Below are 20,090 nucleotides of genomic sequence, written 5' to 3'. Positions count from 1 at the left end.
GCCGCCCCCTTGCGTTGTCGTCTGTGGTGTCACGGCCTCAAGCATAAGCGCAGATTGGCGCCCTTGCAGCAGATTCAGCCAGGCTGGCGCTGCGCCTCCAGCATCGCGCGCAGTTGCGGCTTGAGCACCTTGCCCAGCGCGCTGCGCGGCAGGTCCTCCAGCAGCACCACCTCGCGCGGCAACTTGAAGCGGGCAATGCGCGTGGCCAGCAGTTCGCGCAGCGGCTCCGCGCCCAGCGCGTCGCGCGGCGCGCCCGGCGCGGGCACGATCACCGCCACCGGCACCTCGCCCCAGCGCGCATCGGCCACGCCGACCACCGCGCACTCCTGCACGCCGGGCAGGCCGGCCAGCACGTTCTCGATCTCGGCGGGATAGATGTTCTCGCCACCCGAGATGATCATGTCCTTGCTGCGGCCGACGACTTCGATGCAGCCGCCGGCATCGCGGTGCGCGAGGTCGCCGGAATGGAACCAGCCGTCGGGCAGGCCGTTATCAGGCTGGTTCCAGTAGCCAGCCATCACGTTGGCGCCGCGCACCCACAGCTCGCCAACCTCGCCCGGCGCCACCTCGGCACCGTCCGGACCGGCCAGCCGGACTTGCGCCTCCGGCTGCGGCCAGCCGGCATAGCCAGGCCGGGCCATCGCATCCTGCAGCTTCAGCACCACCGACACCGGACCGGTCTCGGTCGCGCCATAGACCTGCCCCAGCGGCACCCCGCGCGCATGGAAGGCCTCGATATACGACAGCGGGATGGTCGACGAACCTGCCATCACGCCGCGCAGCGCCGACAGGTCGGCCCCGGGCCAGCCGGGATGCTCAAGCACCGCGCGCAGCGTGGCCGGCACCATCAGCGACAGGCTCGGCCGCGCCTGCGCGACCGCGCCGAGCCAGGCGTCCGGCGCAAAGCGGTCGTGCAGCGTGACCTGCGCCCCGGCCAGCAGCGCCGGCAGCGTCTGGATGCACAGCCCGCCGACATGGAACATCGGCAGCACCGACAGCACGTGGTCGTCCGCGGTCATGCCGTGCGCCCACCAGCTGGCGCGCGCATTGGCCAGCAACCCGGCCTGCGTATGCACCGCGCCCTTGGGCTTGCCGGTGGTGCCGGAGGTGTAGGCCAGCAGCAGCGGCGCATCGTCCGGCACCGGCGCATGGGCCACGCCGAACGGCGCGGGATGGTCGATCAGCCGGTCGAGATGCGCGACCTGGCAGCCGCTGCCAGCCTCCTGCGCCAGCCCTGCATGGCGCTCGTCATGGAACAGCGCGGCCAGTTGCGCGTGGCCGGCAATGGTACGCAGCTCCGCCGGCGCCAGCCGGTAGTTCAGCGGCACGAACATCGCCCCGACACGCGCACAGGCGAACAGCAGCACCAGCTGCAACTCGTGGTTCAGGCACAGCGTGCCGACGCGGTCGCCCGCGCGGATGCCCCACGTCGCTGCCAGGTGGGCGCTGGCACGCTCGACGCGCCGCCACAGCTTGCCGTAGGTGAAGGTGCGGCCCAGGTAGTGCAACGCCGGCCGCCCCGGCGCCGCGGCGGCATGGCCATGCAGCATGGCCGGCAGCGCGCCCAGCCCGGCGGCGCCCGCGCGCATGGCGCGGCTGGCGGCGCTCATTCGTCGCGCTCGCCGGATTCGTACAGGGTCTCGCGCCCCATGCGGTCCAGGATCAGCTCGGCGGTCCAGGGCAGCATCAGCGCACCGCAGCGCGAGTCGCGGTAGAGCCGCTCAAGCGGCAGGTCCTTGAGCATCGACTGGCCGCCGCAGGTGCGGATCGCCAGCCGGGCGATGTCGTTGGCGCCTTCCATCACGGTGTAGTGCGCGGCGTACAGGCGCAGGCGCTCGTCCTTGGTCGGATTGGGCCTGGCCTCATGGATCACGCGCCAGAAGATCGAGCGCATGGTTTCCAGCTGGATGCGCATCTGCGCCACCGCGATCTGCTTGGTCGGGTACATGCGGCGCTTGACCGGCGGCTGGCCCGGCACCTCGCCGCGCAGGTACTGCACGGTGAAATCGTAGGCAGCCTGGGCTACGCCCAGGTAGGTCGGCGACAGCGTGAAGAACATTGCCGGCCAGGTCTGCGCGGCACGGTAGTAGACGCCGCGCGGCATCAGCTGCTCATGGTCGGGCACGAACACGTCCTTGAGCAGCAGCGTGCGCGATACCGTCCCGCGCATGCCCATCGGGTCCCACTCACCGGTCACGGTCAGCCCTTCCGCCTTGCCGGGCACGGCGATATAGAGCGTGTCGCGCATGTCGGGATGCTGGTCGCCGCGGTCCTCGGTGCACAGGATGCCGTAGTAGTCGGCCGCGCCCGACAGCGAGGCGAAGATCTTGCGCCCGTTCAGCACCCAGCCGCCCTCGACCTTGCGCGCGGTGGTGCCGAACGGCGCCTTGCCCGCGGCAGCGGCGGAGCCTTCGGAGAACGGCTGCGCATAGACCGCGCCATCGCGCACCACGCGCGAGAAATGCAGCTCGCGCCGGGCTTCGTGCTCGGCGCGCTGCTCAGGCGTCATGTCGATGCCGTCGGACAGCACGCCGGTCCACATGGTCGAGCAGATATGCATGTTGTACGTCAGCGCCGTGGCCCCGCAGAAGCGGCCGATCTCGGCGCCGACCATGCAGTAGGTGGCAAAGTCCGCGCCCTCGCCGCCGAACGCCTGCGGCACGCACAGGGCCAGCAGGCCGGCCTCGCGCAGGTCGGCATAGTTGGCGAAGGGGAAGCTGGCCTCGCGGTCCCAGGTGGCTGCGCGCGCGGCGAAGCGCTCGCGGCCGAGGCGGTTGGCCAGCGCCAGCAGGCGCGCTTGTTGCGGGGTAAAGTCCGCCGTACCGATGGCGGGAATGAAGTCGAGCTGTCCGGATGGCATGTCGCGGTCTCCTGTTTTCCTGCTCGCGCCGGATGCGGTGGCGGCGCTGCGGCGGTTCTTGTGTTGCGTTGCCGGGAAGCGGCGTGGTTCAGTGCACGGGGAAGCGCCGCTGCAGGAAATCCAGCACCGCTTCGTTGAACAGCGCGGGCCGCTCCATACAGGCCAGGTGGCCGACATCCGGCAGGCAGCGGTATTCGGCGCCGGGAATGCGCTGCGCCATGCGCTCCATCACCTCGGGCGCGGCATTGGTGTCGTGCTGCCCGGCCAGCGCCAGCACCGGCACCGCGATGCGCGGCAGCGCGTCGCGCTGGTTGAAGCGCACCAGCGCGCCCAGCGCCGCGCGGTAGGTTGGCGCCGGCACCGCCGCCATCACCGCCGTGGCAAAGGCCACGGCTTGTGGCTCGGCATCGGGCGCGACCATGGTGCGCACCAGCCCGGCGGCCATCTCGGCCATGGTCCTGCCGGCGTCCAGCGGCGCGGTGCGCGCGGCGATGAAGTCGCGCTGCCAGGGCCCGTCGCCCTTGCCAAAGGCGGGCGAGGTGCCGGACAGCACCATGCCGTCGATCAGCGCGGGCGCGGCCGCGCAGGCCTGCTGCGCCACCATGCCGCCCATGCTGTGGCCCAGCAGCACCACGCGCCGGCCGGCGTCGCGCTCGGCCTGCAGCAGCGGCGCCAGCGCTTGCGCCAGCCCGTCGAAGTCATAGGGATCGATCAGGGCGCTGTCGCCGTAGCCGGGCATGTCCCAGGCCGCGGCGCGGTAGCCGGCCTGCGCCAGCGCCTCGCCCTGCGCGGGCCAGGCGGCCTTGCCGCCGCCGATGCCGTGCAGCATCACCACCGCCACCGGGCCATCGCCCCAGGCCAGCGTGGCGATGCCGTTGGCGTGGCGTTGCATCGTCGCGGTCGCGCTCATGCCGCCACCTCCACCAGCGTGCCCGCTTCCACCTCGTTGCGGCCATCCAGCGACACCGTGCAGTTGCGCAGCGGCAGGTCGAAATGGCCCAGCGTATGCCGCCCGGCGACCTCGTTGGCGCCGGTCGAGAACAGGAAGTTGCCGGCAAACGCGCGCAGCTCGGTGCCGTTGCAGTCGCGCTTGTCGTAGAAAGTCATCGCGTCCCAGCGCGCCAGCCGGTTCAGGCCCCAGCCCACGTGCGAGACCGCATACGCATCGCGCGTGCCTTCGCGATCGGCCCAGGCCTGGTAGTAGCCGCGCATCATGTCGGCGTCGACGCCCTGCCCCTCGACGCCGACGATGTAGTCGTCCTCGATATGGCAGACCACGGTATCGCGCAGGTAGGTCTTGAAGGTCAGGTTGACGTCGCCCGGCGCCAGCACCAGCGTGCCGTTGACCTGGCGGCTGGCCGGAAACGCCAGGCACAGCCCGCCGGGCCAGTGCGATACCTGGCCGGGCTTGTTGCAGAAGCCCCAGACCCCGCCCACGCGGGCGTCGGCCAGGCCGATGCGCAGCTCGGTGCCGGCCGGCGAATGCACGCGCATCTCGCGCGCGCCGCGCAGGCGCTTCATGGCGGCGCGCACGGTGCCTTCCAGCGCCGGGTCGGGCTGGCAGCGTTCCAGGATCTCGGGATGTTCGTTGCTGACCATCAGCATGCGCGGCACGATGCCGTCGGCACCGCGCAGGATCAGCGGCAGTTCCGGCGCGTGCAGCAGGCCTTCCACCGTGCAGTCCAGCACCAGGTGACAGCGCGACAAGGCCGCCACCACCGGCGCGAGGCCCTGCAAGGCATCGCTGGCGCCGGTGGAGCGCACCGGCGCGGGCGCGCCAAGTGCCGGTGTCGGCACCTGGATCCGCACCGGGGTGGCGCCCAGCGACTGCACGGCCAGTTCGGCCAAGGCCACGTTGACAGGGCGGGATTGCGACTCCGTTACAATTCCAACGACTTCCGCACCCTGCAGGGCACAGAGTTCCAGCGTGCGCCGGAACGCCGCCAGCCAGCGGTGTTCGATCTGCTCGATGAGCATGACTTGTCTCCGGTTGTTCTTGTATGGCGGCAGGGCTCGCCTGGTTTTGTGCGCCAGCCAACGCCCGCATCGCGGATTGGTGGTCGCCGGGCTTGTACTCGATGCCCATGGCGCGAATAATATATATGAAATTTCATGAACTCCAGCGGAGCCCCCATGGGCATGCCTGAGGCCCAGCCACAGATCACCAGCGCCGCCGCACCAGATTTCGATGCGCAGCACTTCCGCCGCACCCTGTCGCAGTTCGCAACCGGGGTGACGGTGATCACTACGCGCGCCAGCGCCGCGTCGGTCGCCGCCGGCGCGCCGCCGTTCATCGGCATCACCGCCAGTTCGTTCAATTCGGTGTCGCTGGATCCGCCGCTGGTGCTGTGGAGCATGGCCACGCGCGCCAACAGCCTGCCGATGTTCCGCGACGGCACCCACTACATCATCAACGTGCTGTCGGCCTCGCAGCTGGAGCTGTGCCAGCGCTTCGCCACCCTCAAGGGCGACCGTTTCGCCGGCGTCGACTACCGGCTCTCGGCCACCGGCCTGCCGATCCTGTCCAATGCGCTGGCCTGGTTCGAATGCCACAACCGCAGCCGCTACGACGAGGGCGACCACATCATCTTCGTGGGTGAAGTCGAGCGCTGCGGCGTGCTCGATGGCGGCGACGGCCCGCTGGTATTCCAGGGCGGCCAGTTCACCACCACCGCCCCCCTCGACCTCTGAACGGCACCGGGCCCATCATGGCGGACCTGCCCGCGCAATCCCCCCTGCCCTTTGTCGATGGCTACCTGGCCTACCTGCTGGCCCGCGCCAGCCACCTGATCTCGGGCGAATTCCACCGCGAAGTGGAGGCCAGCGGCCTGTCCGTGCAGGAATGGCGCGTGCTGGCCACGCTGGCCGACCGCCCCGACTGCACCATCGGCACGCTCGCCGAAATCACACTGACCAAGCAGCCGACGCTGACCAAGCTGGTCGACCGCATGGCCGCCGACGGGCTGGTGACGCGCCGCGCCGGCCAGGCCGACCGCCGCCAGGCGCTGATCTCGATCACCCCGCGCGGCCTCGCGCTGGCCCAGCCGCTGCTGGCACGCGCCGCCCAGCACGAGCGCGCAGTGCTGGACGACTTTGGCCCGCGCCAGGGCGCGCTGCTGAAAGAAGCCCTGCGGCAGCTGATTGCGCTGCATACGCAACGCTAGGCGCCCTCCGCCGCCTTCAGGATCGCCAGCGGCGAACTGTCCACCTTGATGCGCTGCAACACGATGTTCGAGCGGATATCCATCACGCCCTTGGTGCGGTACAGCCGGTTCACGATGAAGTCCGAGTAGTGCTTCAGGTTGCGCGCCTGCACCCGCAGGATGTAGTTGCTGTCGCCGGTGATGATGTACGCGGACAGCACTTCCGGCCACGACTGAACCGCGGCGATAAAGGTGTCGTGCCAGCCTTCCACATCATGGCGCATCGAGACCTGCACGATCGCCTCAAGCTCCAGCCCGAGCTGCTCGGCGTCGAACCAGGCGCGGTAGCCGCCGATCACCCCTGACTCTTCCAGCAGGCGCACCCGCCGCAGGCATGCCGAAGGCGACAGCGCCACGCGGTCGGCCAGGTCCTGGTTGCTGATGCGGCCGTTCTCCTGCAGGCAGGTCAGGATGCGCAGGTCGGTGGGATCGAGGTTCATTCGAATTTCCTTCGACTAATCATCAATTCTTCGCATTTTATGCGAAAGATGACCGCATCGACGGTCCATTTAGCAAGCCTCTTGCCGGCAATTTTGACTATGATTTCCGTCATCGAGGCAGACAACGACGGCGCCTTGCAAAGGCGCCGCGCACCCTTATGACCGCCCCCAATCAAGACCCGCGCCGGCTGTGGGACATCAGCCCGCCGCTCTCCCCCGCCACCCCGGTCTGGCCCGGCGACACGCCGTTCCAGCAGCAGCCGGCCTGGCAGATGGACGAGCACTGCCCGGTGAATGTCGGCCGCATCACGCTGTCGCCGCACACTGGCGCGCACGCCGATGCACCGCTGCACTACGCCGCCGACGGCGCGCCGATCGGCGCCGTGCCGCTCACGCCCTACCTCGGCACCTGCCGCGTGATCCATTGCATCGGCGCCTCGCCGGTGGTCGAGCCGCGCCATATCGAACACGCGCTGGCCGGCCTGCCGCCGCGCGTGCTGCTGCGCACCTACCGGCAGGCGCCGCTGGCGCAGTGGGACCCGCACTTCTGCGCAGTCGCGGCCGAGACCATCGCGCTGCTGGCCGCGCACGGCGTGCAGCTGGTGGGCATCGACACACCGTCGCTGGACCCGCAGGAATCCAAGACCATGGACGCGCACAACGCCGTGCGCAGGCACGGGCTCGCCATCCTGGAAGGCATCGTGCTGGATGAGGTCGATGCCGGCGACTACGAACTGATCGCGCTGCCGCTGCGCTTTGCCGGGCTCGACGCCAGCCCGGTGCGCGCGGTGCTGCGCAGCCTCGACTGAACCATTCCCGAACAACCCCTGGCCAATCCCACGACATGACGACATTTGACCGCGAGCACTGTATCCGGCTCGACCAGCAAGACCCGCTGCGCCCGCTGCGCGACCAGTTCGCTCTGCCCGAGGGCGTGACCTACCTCGACGGCAACTCGCTGGGCGCGCGCCCGCGCGCCGCCGCCGCTCGCGCCGCCCAGGTGGTGGCCGAGGAATGGGGCGAGGGCCTGATCCGCAGCTGGAACACCGCCGGCTGGTTCGAGCTGCCGCAGCGGCTGGGCAACAAGCTGGCCCCGCTGGTCGGCGCCGGCCAGGATGAGGTGGTGGTGACCGATACCACTTCGATCAACCTGTTCAAGGTGCTGGCCGCGGCGCTGCGCGTGCAGCAGACGCGCGACCCGGCGCGCAAGGTGATCGTGTCGGAGGCCAGCAACTTCCCCACCGACCTGTACATCGCGCAAGGCCTGGCCGACCTGCTGCAGCAGGGCTATTCGCTGCGCCTGGTCAATTCGCCGGCCGAGATCGACGCCGCCGTCGGCGCCGACACCGCCGTGCTGATGCTCACGCACGTCAACTACAAGACCGGCGAGATGCTGGACATGGCCTCGCTGACCGAACTCGCCCACGCCCGCGGCGCGCTCACGGTGTGGGACCTGTGCCACTCCGCCGGCGCGGTGCCGGTCAACCTGAAGGCGGCCGGGGCCGACTACGCCATCGGCTGCACCTACAAGTACCTGAACGGCGGCCCGGGTTCGCCCGCCTTCGTGTGGGTCGCGCCGGCGCTGCGCGATGCCTTCTGGCAGCCGCTGTCGGGTTGGTGGGGCCATGCCGCGCCGTTCGCGATGGATCCGCAGTATCGCCCGGTGGAAGGCGTGCGCCGCTTCCTGTGCGGCACGCAGCCTGTGACCTCGCTGGCGATGGTCGAATGCGGCCTGGACATCTTCGCCCAGACCAATATGCAGGTGCTGCGCGCCAAGTCACTGCTGCTGACCGACCTGTTCATCGAACTGGTGGAGGCGCGCTGCGGCCACCACCCGCTGACGCTGGTCACGCCGCGCGAGCACGCGCGCCGCGGCAGCCAGGTCAGCCTGGAGCACCCGGACGGCTATGCGCTGGTGCAGGCCCTGATCGAGCGCGGCGTGATCGGCGATTACCGCGAGCCGCGCATCGCCCGCTTCGGCTTCACGCCGCTGTACACCAGCTTCGCCGAGGTGTGGGATGCTGTGGAAATCCTGCGCGACGTGCTGGACAGCGGCGCCTATCGCGACGCGCGCTTCCAGACGCGCGGCCAGGTGACCTGATCGGGAGCGCATCATGAGTGAATTCAAGGGATGCCCCTTCTCCGGCGCTGCCAGCGAGGCAGGCACGAAAGCACAGGGCGAGGGCTGGCACGGCGCGCAGATGGACTTCGCCAAGGACATGAGCTATGGCGACTATCTCGGCCTGGACCAGATCCTGAGCGCGCAGCATCCGCTGTCGCCGGACCACAACGAGATGCTGTTTATCGTGCAGCACCAGACCACCGAGCTGTGGATGAAGCTGATGCTGCACGAGCTGCGCGCCGCGCGCGAGTCGGTCAAGGCCGACAGCCTGCCGCCGGCGTTCAAGATGCTGACGCGGGTGTCGCGCATCATGGACCAGCTGGTGCAGGCGTGGAACGTGCTGGCGACGATGACGCCGCCGGAGTATTCCGCGATGCGGCCTTACCTGGGGATGTCGTCGGGCTTCCAGTCGTTCCAGTATCGCGAGATCGAGTTCATTCTCGGCAACAAGAACGCGGCCATGCTGAAACCGCATGCGCACCGGCCGGAGCACCTGGCCTTGGTGGAGACCGCGCTGAAGACGCCGTCGCTTTATGACGAGGCGATCCGGCTGATGGCGCGGCGTGGTTTTGCGGTCGATGCGGATTGCGTGGAGCGCGACTGGACCCAGCCGACTGCGTACAACGCCTCGGTCGAGGCGGCGTGGCTGGAGGTCTATCGCAATCCGTCGGCGCACTGGGAACTGTACGAGCTCGGCGAGAAGTTCGTGGACCTGGAGGATTCGTTCCGCCAGTGGCGCTTCCGCCATGTGACCACGGTCGAACGCGTGATCGGCTTCAAGCGCGGCACCGGCGGCACCGAGGGCGTCAGCTACCTGCGCAAGATGCTGGACGTGGTGCTGTTCCCGGAACTGTGGAAGCTGCGCACGGACCTGTAACGCCTGCGCGCGTCGGACCTGGCCGTCACCCCGCCGGGTCCGACAACCTTGCCGCCAGCGCCCGCAACGCCGGCGCCAGCGTCTGGTGGAACACCGACTCATCCACCGCCCCATAGGAGGCACTGCAACTCAGCATGTGCAGCTCCTTCTCCCCCACCGGCCGGAACGCCACCGCACACGCATGGATGGCTGGATGCCAGTCGCGGAACGACGCCGCATAGCCGCGCTGCTGCGCCTCGGCCAGGGCCGCGCGCGTGGCCGTCTCCTGCTGCTTCCACTGCTCCGGAAAAGCCTGGCTGAACTCAGCCATGACCCGCTCGCGCCGCGCCGCCGGCAGCGCGGCCAGGTATGCCCGCCCCATCGAACTGGACACCAGCGACAGCCGCGAGCCCACGCCCAGCCCCAGCATCACGCCCGCATCGTTGCGGATCGATTCCAGGTAGATCACTTCCATGCGCTCGCGCTTGCCCAGCGAGACCGAGACCCCGTATGACTGCGCGAACGCCAACATATGCGGCCGCGCCAGCGACACCACGTCCGACGCCGACAGGTAGGCATAGCCCAGCGCCAGCACGCCGGCATCCAGCGCGTACTTGCCCAGGCTTTCGTCATAGCGCAGGTAACCGAGCTGCACCAGCGTGCCGGCCAGCCGGCTCACCGTGGCCTTGGGGAAGCCGGTGCGGCGCACGAAGTCCTGGTTGCCGAGCATTGCCTCGCCGGTGCGGAAGCAGCGCATCAGCTCCAGCCCGCGCGCCAGCGCGGTGACGAAGTTGGGATCGCTGTCGCGCACCGGCGCGGGCGGCGTGGCATCGGGAGAAAGTGGCGGACTGGTCAAGGCGGCTCCTCTCAGGTCGGCGGTTGTCCGCTCATCGCACAAAGGCATGGGTGTCGGGGGTTTTGCCTGTTGCACGGCAAAACCATTGCGATATACTAATTCAACGGAACACAGTTCCGCAATGCGGAACCACAAAAACCCTCCGCGAAGATCACCGAACCCGTCATGATTCCCGGAAGCGCCGGTGCGGCAAGCGACCATTCGCCCCGCCCCCGATGCTTCCCCCGCGCTACCGAAGGAGACCTGCATGGCTGCCAACGCCGAATTCCACTGGGCCGACCCCCTGCTGCTGGACCAGCAACTGACCGCCGACGAACGCATGGTGCGCGACGCCGCCGCGGCGTACTGCCAGGACAAGCTGATGCCGCGCGTGCTGCAGTCGTTCCGCAACGAGAAGACCGACGTGGAGATCTTCCGCGAGATGGGCGAACTGGGCCTGCTCGGCCCCACCATCCCGGAGCAATACGGCGGCCCGGGCCTGAACTACGTCAGCTACGGCCTGATCGCGCGTGAAGTCGAGCGCGTCGATTCGGGCTACCGCTCGATGATGAGCGTGCAGTCGTCGCTGGTGATGGTGCCGATCTTTGAATTCGGCACCGAAGCGCAGAAGCAGAAGTACCTGCCCAAGCTGGCCACCGGCGAATGGATCGGCTGCTTCGGCCTGACCGAGCCGAACCACGGCTCCGACCCGGGCTCGATGGTCACCCGTGCCAAGAAGGTCGACGGCGGCTATGAGCTGACCGGCGCCAAGATGTGGATCACCAACTCGCCGATCGCCGACGTGTTCGTGGTCTGGGCCAAGCTGCAAGGCGACGACGGCAAGGAAGCGATCCGCGGCTTTATCCTCGAAAAGGGCTGGAAGGGCCTGTCGGCACCTGCCATCCACGGCAAGGTCGGCCTGCGCACCTCGATCACCGGCGAAATCGTGCTGGACCAGGTGTTCGTGCCGGAAGAGAACATCATGCCGGGCGTGAGCGGCCTGAAGGGCCCGTTCACGTGCCTGAACTCGGCCCGCTACGGCATCGCCTGGGGCGCGCTGGGCGCCGCCGAATTCTGCTGGCACACCGCGCGCCAGTACACCCTGGACCGCAAGCAGTTCGGCCGCCCGCTGGCCGCCACGCAGCTGGTGCAGAAAAAGCTGGCCGACATGCAGACCGAGATCACGCTCGGCCTGCAAGGCTGCCTGCGCCTGGGCCGCATGAAGGACGAAGGCACCGCCGCGGTGGAAATCACCTCGATCATGAAGCGCAACTCGTGCGGCAAGTCGCTCGACATCGCCCGCGTGGCGCGCGACATGCTGGGCGGCAACGGCATCTCGGATGAGTTCGGCGTGATCCGCCACGTGGTGAACCTGGAGGTGGTCAACACCTATGAAGGCACCCACGACATCCACGCGCTGATCCTGGGCCGCGCCCAGACCGGCCTGCAGGCCTTCTTCTGATCGCCATCCGCGACTTGCGCACAGGCTCTCCGCAGTAAAAAGGCCCGGCTGTAAGGCCGGGCCAAGCACACTACCAAGGAGACGACGAGGCTGCCCCCGTCGATAAAACACCTGTCCTGCACGCCGGCCCCGCCTTCACGCGGGGCCGCGTTCATTTGTTGGGTTGGGGCGTCAGGCGCAGGTACGGCCGCACCGCCTGGTAGCCCTTGGGGAATTTCTCGCGGATCACCGCCTCGTCCTTCAGCGAGGGCACGATCACCACGTCGTCGCCGTCCTGCCAGTTGCCCGGCGTGGCCACGCTGTGGTTGTCGGTCAGCTGCAGCGAGTCGATCACGCGCAGGATCTCGTTGAAATTGCGCCCGGTGCTGGCCGGATAGGTGATGATCAGCCGCACCTTCTTCTTCGGGTCGATGATGAACAGCGAGCGCACCGTCAGGGTCTCGTTCGCGTTCGGGTGGATCATGTCGTAGAGTTGCGACACCTTGCGGTCGCCATCGGCCAGGATCGGGAAGTTGACCGTGGTCGACTGAGTCTCGTTGATATCCTGGATCCAGCCGCGGTGCGAGTCCACGTTGTCCACCGACAACGCGATCGCCTTGACGCCGCGGCGTGCGAATTCATCCTTCAGCTTCGCGGTCAGGCCCAGCTCGGTGGTGCACACCGGGGTGTAGTCGGCCGGGTGCGAGAACAGCACGCCCCAGCTGTCGCCAAGCCACGCATGGAAGCGGATGCGGCCTTCGCTCGAATCCTGCTCGAAGTCCGGGGCGATATCGCCAAGACGCAAAGCCATGTTCTGTTCTCCTGATTTCGGGGTGGAACCAGAGTATCCGGATTGATATCCAACCCAAACGAATATAAAGTCACTACAAAATCACTCGAAGTCATAAAGACATTTTGTGACATTGATCACGCGTGCTTTCCGGCATGCTTGCGATACCAGGCACTGCAGAGTCGCGCTTGCTGGCGTGTAGCCTTGAAACCACCGCCGCCCGCCACATATGCTAAGTATCAGACCGACAAATGCCGTTAGCCTCGGAGCGTAGAAAATGTCAGAATCCGCACAAACCGAACCAACCGCCCGCAAACAGGAGAAACTGATGAGCGATGTCAAGACCGTTCTGTCCGACGCCGAGGAACTGCTGAAGCAAGCCGCCTCGACCACCGGGGAAAAGGCCGCCGAACTGCGCGAGCGTGGCATGGGCCTGCTCAAGCAAGCCAAGGAAAAGGCCCAGGACCTGCAAGACGCCGTCGTGACCAAGAGCAAGGCCGCGGCACGCGCCACCGACGACTACGTGCATGACCACCCGTGGCGCGCCGTGGGCGTGGCGGCCGGCGTAGGCCTGCTGATCGGTCTGCTGCTGAACCGCAAGTAAGCGATTCCAACCCGGCGCGGCATGCTGGTGCCGCGCCTGAGCGGCAACCCGGTCATCGGGTTGCCAGTGGCCGGGGCTGGCGGCACGCCATGGCGCCAAACCCGGCCCCGCCTGCTGGAAAGGCGCGTACGGCCTCGCCGTCGCGCCGCTCTTTCACGCCGGAGCCGCATGAGCGAATCCCCCCCTTCCCCCAAGTTCCTCGAATCCGTGCGCAACCTGGCCGGCTCGCTGGTGGCAATGATCCAGACCCGCCTCGAACTCGCCAGCGTGGAGCTTGCCGAGGAACGCACGCGCCTGATGAAGGTCGCGCTGCTGGCCTGCTTCGGCCTGGTGTTCTTTGGCATCGGGCTGGTCACCCTGACCGGGCTGATCGCCATCCTGTTCTGGGACACCTACCGCTGGCAGGCACTGGGCGCACTGACGGTCCTTTATCTCGTGCTGTGCGCGATTTGCCTCGCGTACGCACGCAACCTGGTGCGCAACGCCCCGCCGATGCTGGAGGCCACGCTCGCCGAAATCGACAAAGACCGGGAGATCCTGCGCCGATGAGCCCCCTGGAACCCGACCACAGCGCTGCCGGACACGACCGCCGCAATCACCCGCGGCGGGCCCGGTTCACGCAAGAGGTGCGCCTGCCGCTGGCGGTGCGCAAGGAACTGCTGCTGACCCGCGCCGCGCTGGAACGCTACGACTGCCTGCAGGCCCTGCATGAGGTGCGGGGTGGCGCGCACCGCCTGGGCACTATTGGCCATTGGCTGCCGCGCATCGCCCGTCCGGGGTCGTGGATGAAAGTGGTCGGCATGACCAAGGACTACCCGCTGCTGAGCACCGTATTGACGCTGGCGCTGCCGCTGGTCAAGCGCACGCCGGTGCTGCGCTGGACCTGGAAGCTGTCCAAGGTCGGCCTGGCAGCCGGCGCCGCCTACTGGGTGTACAACACCTGGCGCGAGGCCAGGCACCAGGCCGTGCCACCCGCAACCGCGCCGACGCCCGCGCCGGCCGGCACCCCGCCCGGCGCCGATACCGGCTTCCGCGATCCGCTCGTTCCCTGACCCGCCGCCGCGCCTGGCGGCTCAGCCCGCCAGCGCCAGCGCCGGCCGGTCACCGGCCTTGGGATCCGCCGGGGCAAACGGCACCGGCGAAGCAATGTGGTAGCCCTGCACCAGGTCCACGCCCAGCTCGCGCAGCCGTTCGAGCATGGCCTCGCCCTCGACGAATTCCGCAATGGTCTGCTTGCCCATGGCGTGGCCGATGCGCTGGATCACCTCCACCATCACCAGGTTGACCGGGTCGGCTAGCATGTCGCGCACGAAGCTGCCGTCGATCTTCAGGTAGGCCGCCGGCAGATGCTTGAGATAGGTGAACGACGACATGCCCGCGCCGAAGTCATCCAGCGCAAACTTGCAGCCCAGCTGCTGCAACTGCAGGATGAACGCGCCGGCCTGTGCCAGGTTGGAGATCGCCGCGGTTTCCGTGATCTCGAAGCAGATGCCGTCCAGCGCGATGCCGAAGCGCTGCGCCTGCTCGCGCACGAAATCGGGAAACTGGAGGTCCGCCAGCGACGAGCCTGACAGGTTGATCGCGCAGGTGGCAATCTCCGCCTGCCGTCCCGCCAGGGTGCCAAACGCGGTCTCGACCACCCAGCGGTCGATCATCGGCATCAGGTTGTAGCGCTCGCAGGCCGGCACGAAGGCCATCGGCGGCACCAGCCGGCCGCGTTCATCGACCATGCGCAGCAGCAGTTCCACATGACGGCCCGTCTGCGGCAGTGCGCCATCGTGCGCCGGCACGATCTCCTGCGAGTACAGGCAGAAGCGGCCAGCCGCCAGCGCCGCATGCACGCGGCTGACCCACTCCATCTCGCCGTGGCGCGCCTGCACCACGCTGTCCAGCGGATGGTAGACCTGCACACGGTTGCGCCCGCCCTCCTTGGCCACATAGCAGGCCGCGTCGGCCGCGCTCAGCGCCTCGGCGACGTTGACGGTCTGGCGATCCAGCGTCACCAGGCCGATGCTGACACCCAGCGTGAAGGTGCGCTGGCGATGCGCAAAGCGGAAACAGGCAATGGCGTGGCGCAAGGCCTCGGCCACGCGTTCGCCGTCGGCGTGGCCGCATTGCTCCAGCAGCACGCCGAACTCGTCGCCGCCCAGCCGGGCCAGCGTGTCGCTGAGGCGCAGCTGGCTGCGCATGACCTCAGCCATCTGCCGGATCAGTTCGTCGCCGGCGGCATGGCCGCAAGTGTCGTTGACCACCTTGAACTGGTCCAGGTCCAGGTACATCAGCGTATGGGTAGTGCCCTGCACCCGTGCCCGCGTGATCGCCGCGTCCAGCCGGCGCTCGAACTCGGCGCGGTTGACCAGGCCGGTCAGCGCATCGTGGCTGGCCTCGTACGCGAGCCGCGCCGCATGGGCGCGTTCCTGGCTGATATCGTGCAGCACCACCACCACGCCGATGGCCTGCGCGGCACGGTCGCGGATCAGCGCCACCGATGGCTTGACCGCCAGCGCCTGTCCGGGCAGCCCGGACACATCGCGCTGCACCAGCTGCGCCGACCGGCTGCGCCAGCGCTGCCGCAACGCCAGCGTGACAATATCGGGCAGCGGCGCCAGGCTTTCCTCGTCACGCAGCACGCACACGCTGCTCAGCGGCAGGCCGCGGGCGTCGGCTTCGCGCCAGCCGGTCAGGGCCTCGGCCGCGGGATTGAGCGATTCCACGCGCCCCCACACATCGGCTGTCACCACCGCGTCGCCGATGGCCTGCAGCGTGACCTGGGCGCGCTCCTTCTCGGCAAAGAGCTGGGTCTCGTAGCGCTTGTGGTCGGAAATATCCGTGAGCGACCCCGCCATGCGCGCGCGCCGGCGCCCCGCCCCGCGCACCAGCCGGCCGCGGGCGCGCACCCACAGGTAATCGCCGGCGCGGTTGCGCAGGCGGAATTCGGCGTCGTAGGGATCGCCGCTGCGCAGGTGGTGGGCCAGCTTGGCCTCGAAGGCTGCCAGCTCGGAAGGATGCAGCAGGCCCAGCACGGTTTCGCGCGCATGCGGCAGTTCGGCGTCCTGGTAGCCCAGCATCTGCGCGCAGCGCGGCGAGAAGTACAGTTCGCCGCGGCCGAGATGCCAGTCCCACAGGCCGTCGTTGCTGCCCTCCACCGCCAGCTGCAGCTGCTCTTCGCGCTGCGCCAGCGCCTCGCGCAGCCGGCGCTCGCGCCGCAGCGGCGCCACCGACAGCAGGATCGCCGACATCAGCAGCGCGGCCGCCATCACCGCGCTGCCGGTGGTCAGCAGCCGCGTCACGCGGCGCGAGGCCTGGCCCAGATGGCCCGAAAAGGCCCGCTCCAGCGGCGTCAGCCTGGCGTCGATCTGCGCAATATTGCGCAGCACCGGCGCCACGCACTCATCCCCGCAGCCGGGCTGGCTGGTCAGCCGGCGCAGGGTCAGTGCCTGTTCGTGCAGCGCAGAGATCTCGATGTCGCCCGCGGCCCACACGCGGATCGCGGCATCGACCTCCTGGATATGGCGGAAATTCCGGTAGAGCCGCACCATCCGCGCAATGTCTTCGGGGTGGTTGCCGCCGGCAAGCAGCCCTTCATGGATGCGCTCCAGGTCAGGCTCGTCGCGGTCGAGCTCCAGGCGCGCGCGGTGGTCGCCCAGCGGGATCGCGATCGACTCCAGGTATGCCTCGAAATCCGCCGGATCGCGATCCTCGCCGTAGCGCAGCAGGTGCAGCACGGCGTTCTTCTGGCCCCTGGACCACTGGCTCTCGCCCGCGACAAAGGCGCGCGCGGCCGACAACAGGTCCAGGCTGGCGATGCTGAACAACGCCAGCGCAACGACCACCGGTACGAACGGCCAGATAATGCGCAGCACGTGCCCGCTGGCCGGCAAGGAAACGCCTGCTTGCCGCATAGGGTCTTGTTGGTGGGCCGTGTCTCGCGGCCGTTCTGATGGACCGCGGTCAACACGCCGCGGCTGACCCATTGTGCTGCGCAGGCAGGCCTAAGTCTCTACCTCGAACTAGTTAAAGGCCTCCCCCGTTAGCGGGGCATGCCAGACGCAAAAAGGGCCTGTGGCTTGCGCCACAGGCCCTTCGTAATACTGGTGGGTCGTGCGTGACTCGAACACGCGACCAACGGATTAAAAGTCCGCTGCTCTACCGACTGAGCTAACGACCCGAAAAAACAGAACCGCGATTATAGGGATGCGGTTCTCGATGTGTCAAGCACGCTCCTCAGGCCATGCGCTCCAGACGCCATATCTGGTAGCGGAATGCCAGCACTGCACCGGCCAGGATACCCGCCAGCGCGATAAACGAGCCAAGCGCCAGGGTCGACACACCCGACAGGCCCTGCCCGACCGTGCAGCCCAGCGCGGTCACGCCGCCCGCACCCATCAGGATGCCGCCGACCATATGGTTGGCGACGTCCTCGGCATTGCCGAAGCCTTCCCAGCGGAACGTGCGCGTGGCCAGGGCATAGGCCGCCGCGCCGGCGATCACGCCGAACACGCTGACGATGCCGACCGTCACCACCTTGCTCTTGTCGCTGAACATCATCAGCCAGTCGAGCGTGTAGGCATAGGGTGCGACAAAGCTCAGGCTTTCCATGCGGCCGCTGTTGGTCGAGACGAACAGTTCCTCAAGCGTATTGGGGTCTTCGGCTACATAGCCGAGGTGGCCCGAGACATACCACATTGCCACGATGATCAGCCCGACGCCGATGCCGCCAAGCAGGTTGTCGAACGAGCGGAAGCCGCGGCCCGCCAGCGCCCACAGCACCAGCACGCCGCCCAGCGCCAGGCCCAGGCCCAGCTGCAGTGCGCCGCGCGCGAGCCCCGTGCCCTGCGCCAGCAAGGACGGCAGGTCTTGCGTGGTGGGCAGCGTCAGCGCCACCGCATCGACGGTATTCACTCGCACCACGCCGAACAACCCGCGCAGCGTCATGTAGGCCGACAGGCCCAGGAAGACAAAGACCACCAGCGACTTCAGGTTGCCTGCGCCGATACGCACCAGCGTCTTGCTGCCGCAGCCCGACGCCAGCACCATGCCGAAGCCGAACATCAGCCCGCCGGCCAGCGCCGACAGCCAGCCCAGCTTGCTGGCGGTGTAGATGGTCTTGGTAGGGTCGATCGCGCCGGTCCAGGCCAGCACGCCGGTGCCGATCATGGCCACGCCGATCGCCAGCACCCACATGCGCATGCGGCTCCAGTCGCCCATGTTGACGATGTCAGAGACCGCGCCCATGGTGCAGAAGTGCGTGCGCTGCAGCACGGCGCCAAACAGGAAGGTCAGGATGAACGTGCTCAGCAGCACGGTGCGCGAGAGCGCGGCGAGGTCGATTTCAGGCATGTAGGGGCGTGGACGTCGGCTTGTGATCAGGCAGCGGCCTGGTAGCGGGTGGGATCGGGCACACCGGCGGCTTCAAAGCCGGCCCGGCGGATGCGGCACGAATCGCACACGCCGCAGGCGCGGCCGTCGTCGTCGGCCTGGTAGCACGACACCGTCAGGCTGTAGTCCACCCCCAGCGCGATGCCGGCACGGATGATCTCGCCCTTGGTCATGTCGATGATGGGCGCATGCACGCGGAAGCGGTCGCCCTCGACCCCGGCCTTGGTGGCGAGGTTGGCCAGCGTCTCATAGGCCGCAACGTATTCCGGGCGGCAGTCCGGGTAACCGGAGTAGTCGACCGCGTTGGCGCCGAAGAACAGGTCGCGCCCGCCGACGGCCTCGGCCCAGCCGAGCGCCAGCGACAGCATGATGGTGTTGCGCGCCGGCACGTAGGTGACCGGGATGCCGTCGGAAGCGCCGTCGGTCGGCACCGCCAGCGCGTCGTCGGTCAGCGCCGAGCCGCCGAAGCGGCGCAGGTCCAGGTCGATGATCTCGTGGCGGGTGGCGCCCAGCGCAGCCGCCACGCGCCTGGCGGCTTCCAGCTCAGAGGAGTGGCGCTGGCCATAGCGCATCGACAGCGCATAGGTCTCGAAGCCCTGGGCGCGGGCCATGGCGAGTACGGTGGCGGAGTCTAGTCCGCCGGACAGCAGGACGATGGCGCGTTTGGTCATGATGGGAAGCGCGCCGCCTCGGCGCGCAAAAGATTCAGGCGAATCGGGTATTTTAGCGCGACCCAAGAAAAAGGCCCGCCGAAGCGGGCCTTGCAGACAGGACCGGGCAAGCCGGCCGCTTCCGGTGTTACTTCAACGTCTTCAGCCGGTTGCTGGCCGCCTGCGCGCCTTCGGTGCCCGGATACTTGGCCACCACCTGTTCCAGCGTCTTGCGCGCGGCCGCCTTCTGGCCGGACTCGAGCTGGTTGTTGGCGACCGCGATCATCGCGTCCGGCACCTTGGGATGCGTCGGGTTGTTATTGATCATCGTCTGCAGCACCGAGGTGGAGCCCTTGTAGTCGCGCTGCGCATACAGCGAGTTGCCGAGCCAGTACTGCGCCAGCGGCACGTACGGGCTCTGCGGGTACTTCTTGACGAAAGCCGAGAACGAACTCCCGGCGCTCTTGAAGTCGCCCGCCTGGAACTGCTTGAGCGCGGCATCGTATTCGGGCTTTTCGCCCGGCTGCGACAGGCCTTCGCGGCCTTCGACCGTAACCTGCTGCGGCTCGAATTTCTTCAGGCGCGCGTCCAGGTCGGCGTAGTAGTCCTTCTGCTGCTTCTGCAGCGTGTCCACCGTGTTCTGCAGCACTTCGTTCTGGCCGCGCAGCCGCGCCACTTCCTGGCGCAGGCCCTCGAGCTGGTTCTGCATGTCGAGCGTGGTACGGCTGTTCTGCTCGATGCGCTGCGTCGCGGTTGCCTGGAAACCGTTGAACTGGTCGCGCAGGCTGATGACCGCCTTGCGCGCCTCGTCATCATCGAACACTCCGGCATGCGCCTGCGACAGCGGCAGCATGCCGCCGCCGGCGACGGCGGCGAGCCACAACAGGGTGGAAACGCGTGCTTTCATGAA

General features: G+C 68.2%; 20 protein-coding genes and 1 tRNA gene. 9 read left to right on the top strand and 12 right to left on the bottom strand.

Annotated elements, in window-relative coordinates:
• Positions 1-74 precede the first annotated feature (74 nt).
• From I6H87_RS11810 to I6H87_RS11795, 4 genes are all read right to left on the bottom strand, one after another.
• Complete coding sequence (locus I6H87_RS11810; protein WP_010813716.1) at positions 75-1,610, bottom strand: class I adenylate-forming enzyme family protein; 1,536 nt, start codon at positions 1,608-1,610, stop codon at positions 75-77.
• A complete protein-coding gene (locus I6H87_RS11805; protein WP_011615843.1) occupies positions 1,607-2,860 on the bottom strand; it encodes an acyl-CoA dehydrogenase family protein in 1,254 nt (417 codons plus the stop codon). Before I6H87_RS11805 ends, I6H87_RS11810 begins: the two co-directional genes overlap by 4 nt.
• A gap of 88 nt (positions 2,861-2,948) precedes the next feature.
• Positions 2,949-3,770, bottom strand: coding sequence for an alpha/beta fold hydrolase (locus I6H87_RS11800; protein ID WP_010813718.1), 822 nt, complete (start codon positions 3,768-3,770; stop codon positions 2,949-2,951).
• On the bottom strand, positions 3,767-4,837 hold the full coding sequence (locus I6H87_RS11795; RefSeq protein WP_010813719.1) for a 2,5-dihydroxypyridine 5,6-dioxygenase NicX family protein: 1,071 nt from the start codon (positions 4,835-4,837) through the stop codon (positions 3,767-3,769). Before I6H87_RS11795 ends, I6H87_RS11800 begins: the two co-directional genes overlap by 4 nt.
• 156 nt (positions 4,838-4,993) lie before the next feature.
• Between I6H87_RS11795 and I6H87_RS11790 the strand changes: the two genes are divergently transcribed.
• The gene (locus tag I6H87_RS11790; RefSeq protein WP_011615844.1) at positions 4,994-5,551 is read left to right on the top strand and encodes a flavin reductase family protein; all 558 of its coding nucleotides are present in this window, start codon (positions 4,994-4,996) and stop codon (positions 5,549-5,551) included.
• Positions 5,552-5,568: 17 nt separating this feature from the next.
• The gene (locus I6H87_RS11785) at positions 5,569-6,024 is read left to right on the top strand and encodes a MarR family winged helix-turn-helix transcriptional regulator (protein WP_010813721.1); all 456 of its coding nucleotides are present in this window, start codon (positions 5,569-5,571) and stop codon (positions 6,022-6,024) included.
• Here I6H87_RS11785 and I6H87_RS11780 read toward each other — a convergent pair.
• On the bottom strand, positions 6,021-6,503 hold the full coding sequence (locus I6H87_RS11780) for an Lrp/AsnC family transcriptional regulator (RefSeq protein ID WP_010813722.1): 483 nt from the start codon (positions 6,501-6,503) through the stop codon (positions 6,021-6,023). The two genes, I6H87_RS11785 and I6H87_RS11780, sit on opposite strands and share 4 nt — an antisense overlap.
• A 158-nt stretch (positions 6,504-6,661) precedes the next feature.
• On the opposite strand from I6H87_RS11780, the gene kynB reads away from it, so the two are divergent.
• Genes kynB through kynA form a run of 3 tightly spaced genes read left to right on the top strand, consistent with a single transcriptional unit; the run spans position 6,662 to position 9,502 of the window.
• On the top strand, positions 6,662-7,312 hold the full coding sequence (gene kynB / locus I6H87_RS11775) for an arylformamidase (RefSeq protein WP_010813723.1): 651 nt from the start codon (positions 6,662-6,664) through the stop codon (positions 7,310-7,312).
• Between the two features lie 35 nt (positions 7,313-7,347).
• Positions 7,348-8,604: a kynureninase gene (gene kynU, locus I6H87_RS11770; protein ID WP_011615845.1), complete on the top strand. Its 1,257-nt coding sequence runs from the start codon at positions 7,348-7,350 to the stop codon at positions 8,602-8,604.
• Positions 8,605-8,617: 13 nt separating this feature from the next.
• Positions 8,618-9,502: a tryptophan 2,3-dioxygenase gene (kynA, locus tag I6H87_RS11765; protein ID WP_010813725.1), complete on the top strand. Its 885-nt coding sequence runs from the start codon at positions 8,618-8,620 to the stop codon at positions 9,500-9,502.
• 25 nt (positions 9,503-9,527) lie between these two features.
• Here the strand turns inward: kynA and I6H87_RS11760 are convergent, their stop codons facing one another.
• The gene (locus I6H87_RS11760) at positions 9,528-10,337 is read right to left on the bottom strand and encodes an IclR family transcriptional regulator (protein ID WP_010813726.1); all 810 of its coding nucleotides are present in this window, start codon (positions 10,335-10,337) and stop codon (positions 9,528-9,530) included.
• A gap of 247 nt (positions 10,338-10,584) precedes the next feature.
• Here I6H87_RS11760 and I6H87_RS11755 point away from each other — a divergent pair, with 247 nt between their 5' ends.
• Complete coding sequence (locus tag I6H87_RS11755; RefSeq protein WP_010813727.1) at positions 10,585-11,778, top strand: acyl-CoA dehydrogenase; 1,194 nt, start codon at positions 10,585-10,587, stop codon at positions 11,776-11,778.
• Between the two features lie 151 nt (positions 11,779-11,929).
• Here the strand turns inward: I6H87_RS11755 and I6H87_RS11750 are convergent, their stop codons facing one another.
• Entirely contained in the window at positions 11,930-12,568 is a 639-nt protein-coding gene (locus I6H87_RS11750) for a peroxiredoxin (protein WP_010813728.1), read from the bottom strand.
• A gap of 256 nt (positions 12,569-12,824) precedes the next feature.
• Here I6H87_RS11750 and I6H87_RS11745 point away from each other — a divergent pair, with 256 nt between their 5' ends.
• The 3 genes from I6H87_RS11745 to I6H87_RS11735 all read left to right on the top strand — a co-directional run bounded on the left by I6H87_RS11745 (position 12,825) and on the right by I6H87_RS11735 (position 14,203).
• On the top strand, positions 12,825-13,151 hold the full coding sequence (locus tag I6H87_RS11745; protein WP_010813729.1) for an ElaB/YgaM/YqjD family protein: 327 nt from the start codon (positions 12,825-12,827) through the stop codon (positions 13,149-13,151).
• 168 nt (positions 13,152-13,319) lie between these two features.
• A complete protein-coding gene (locus tag I6H87_RS11740; RefSeq protein ID WP_010813730.1) occupies positions 13,320-13,700 on the top strand; it encodes a phage holin family protein in 381 nt (126 codons plus the stop codon).
• Positions 13,697-14,203 carry a DUF3318 domain-containing protein gene (locus I6H87_RS11735; protein WP_011615846.1) on the top strand — a complete coding sequence of 169 codons (507 nt, stop codon included), beginning with the start codon at positions 13,697-13,699 and terminating at the stop codon, positions 14,201-14,203. The genes I6H87_RS11740 and I6H87_RS11735 overlap by 4 nt, the downstream gene beginning before the upstream one ends.
• 21 nt (positions 14,204-14,224) lie before the next feature.
• On the opposite strand, the gene I6H87_RS11730 is transcribed toward I6H87_RS11735, so the two are convergent.
• From I6H87_RS11730 to ybgF, 5 genes are all read right to left on the bottom strand, one after another.
• Complete coding sequence (locus I6H87_RS11730; RefSeq protein ID WP_051398489.1) at positions 14,225-17,125, bottom strand: EAL domain-containing protein; 2,901 nt, start codon at positions 17,123-17,125, stop codon at positions 14,225-14,227.
• A 118-nt stretch (positions 17,126-17,243) separates the two neighbouring features.
• Positions 17,244-17,319: transfer RNA gene (locus tag I6H87_RS11725), tRNA-Lys, on the bottom strand.
• Between the two features lie 56 nt (positions 17,320-17,375).
• Positions 17,376-18,491, bottom strand: coding sequence for a YeeE/YedE family protein (locus I6H87_RS11720; RefSeq protein ID WP_011615848.1), 1,116 nt, complete (start codon positions 18,489-18,491; stop codon positions 17,376-17,378).
• 26 nt (positions 18,492-18,517) lie between these two features.
• Positions 18,518-19,201 (bottom strand): 7-cyano-7-deazaguanine synthase QueC, encoded by a 684-nt coding sequence (gene queC / locus I6H87_RS11715; RefSeq protein ID WP_011615849.1) that lies wholly within the window; start codon positions 19,199-19,201, stop codon positions 18,518-18,520.
• A gap of 127 nt (positions 19,202-19,328) precedes the next feature.
• Positions 19,329-20,087, bottom strand: coding sequence for a tol-pal system protein YbgF (gene ybgF / locus I6H87_RS11710; RefSeq protein WP_010813735.1), 759 nt, complete (start codon positions 20,085-20,087; stop codon positions 19,329-19,331).
• Positions 20,088-20,090: the final 3 nt, after the last annotated feature.

This window comes from Cupriavidus necator (assembly GCF_016127575.1).
In the GTDB taxonomy this organism is placed as follows: Bacteria; Pseudomonadota; Gammaproteobacteria; order Burkholderiales; family Burkholderiaceae; genus Cupriavidus; species Cupriavidus necator_D.
Note: the sequence above shows the minus strand (reverse complement) of the source record. Positions and strands in the feature narration are given on the sequence as shown.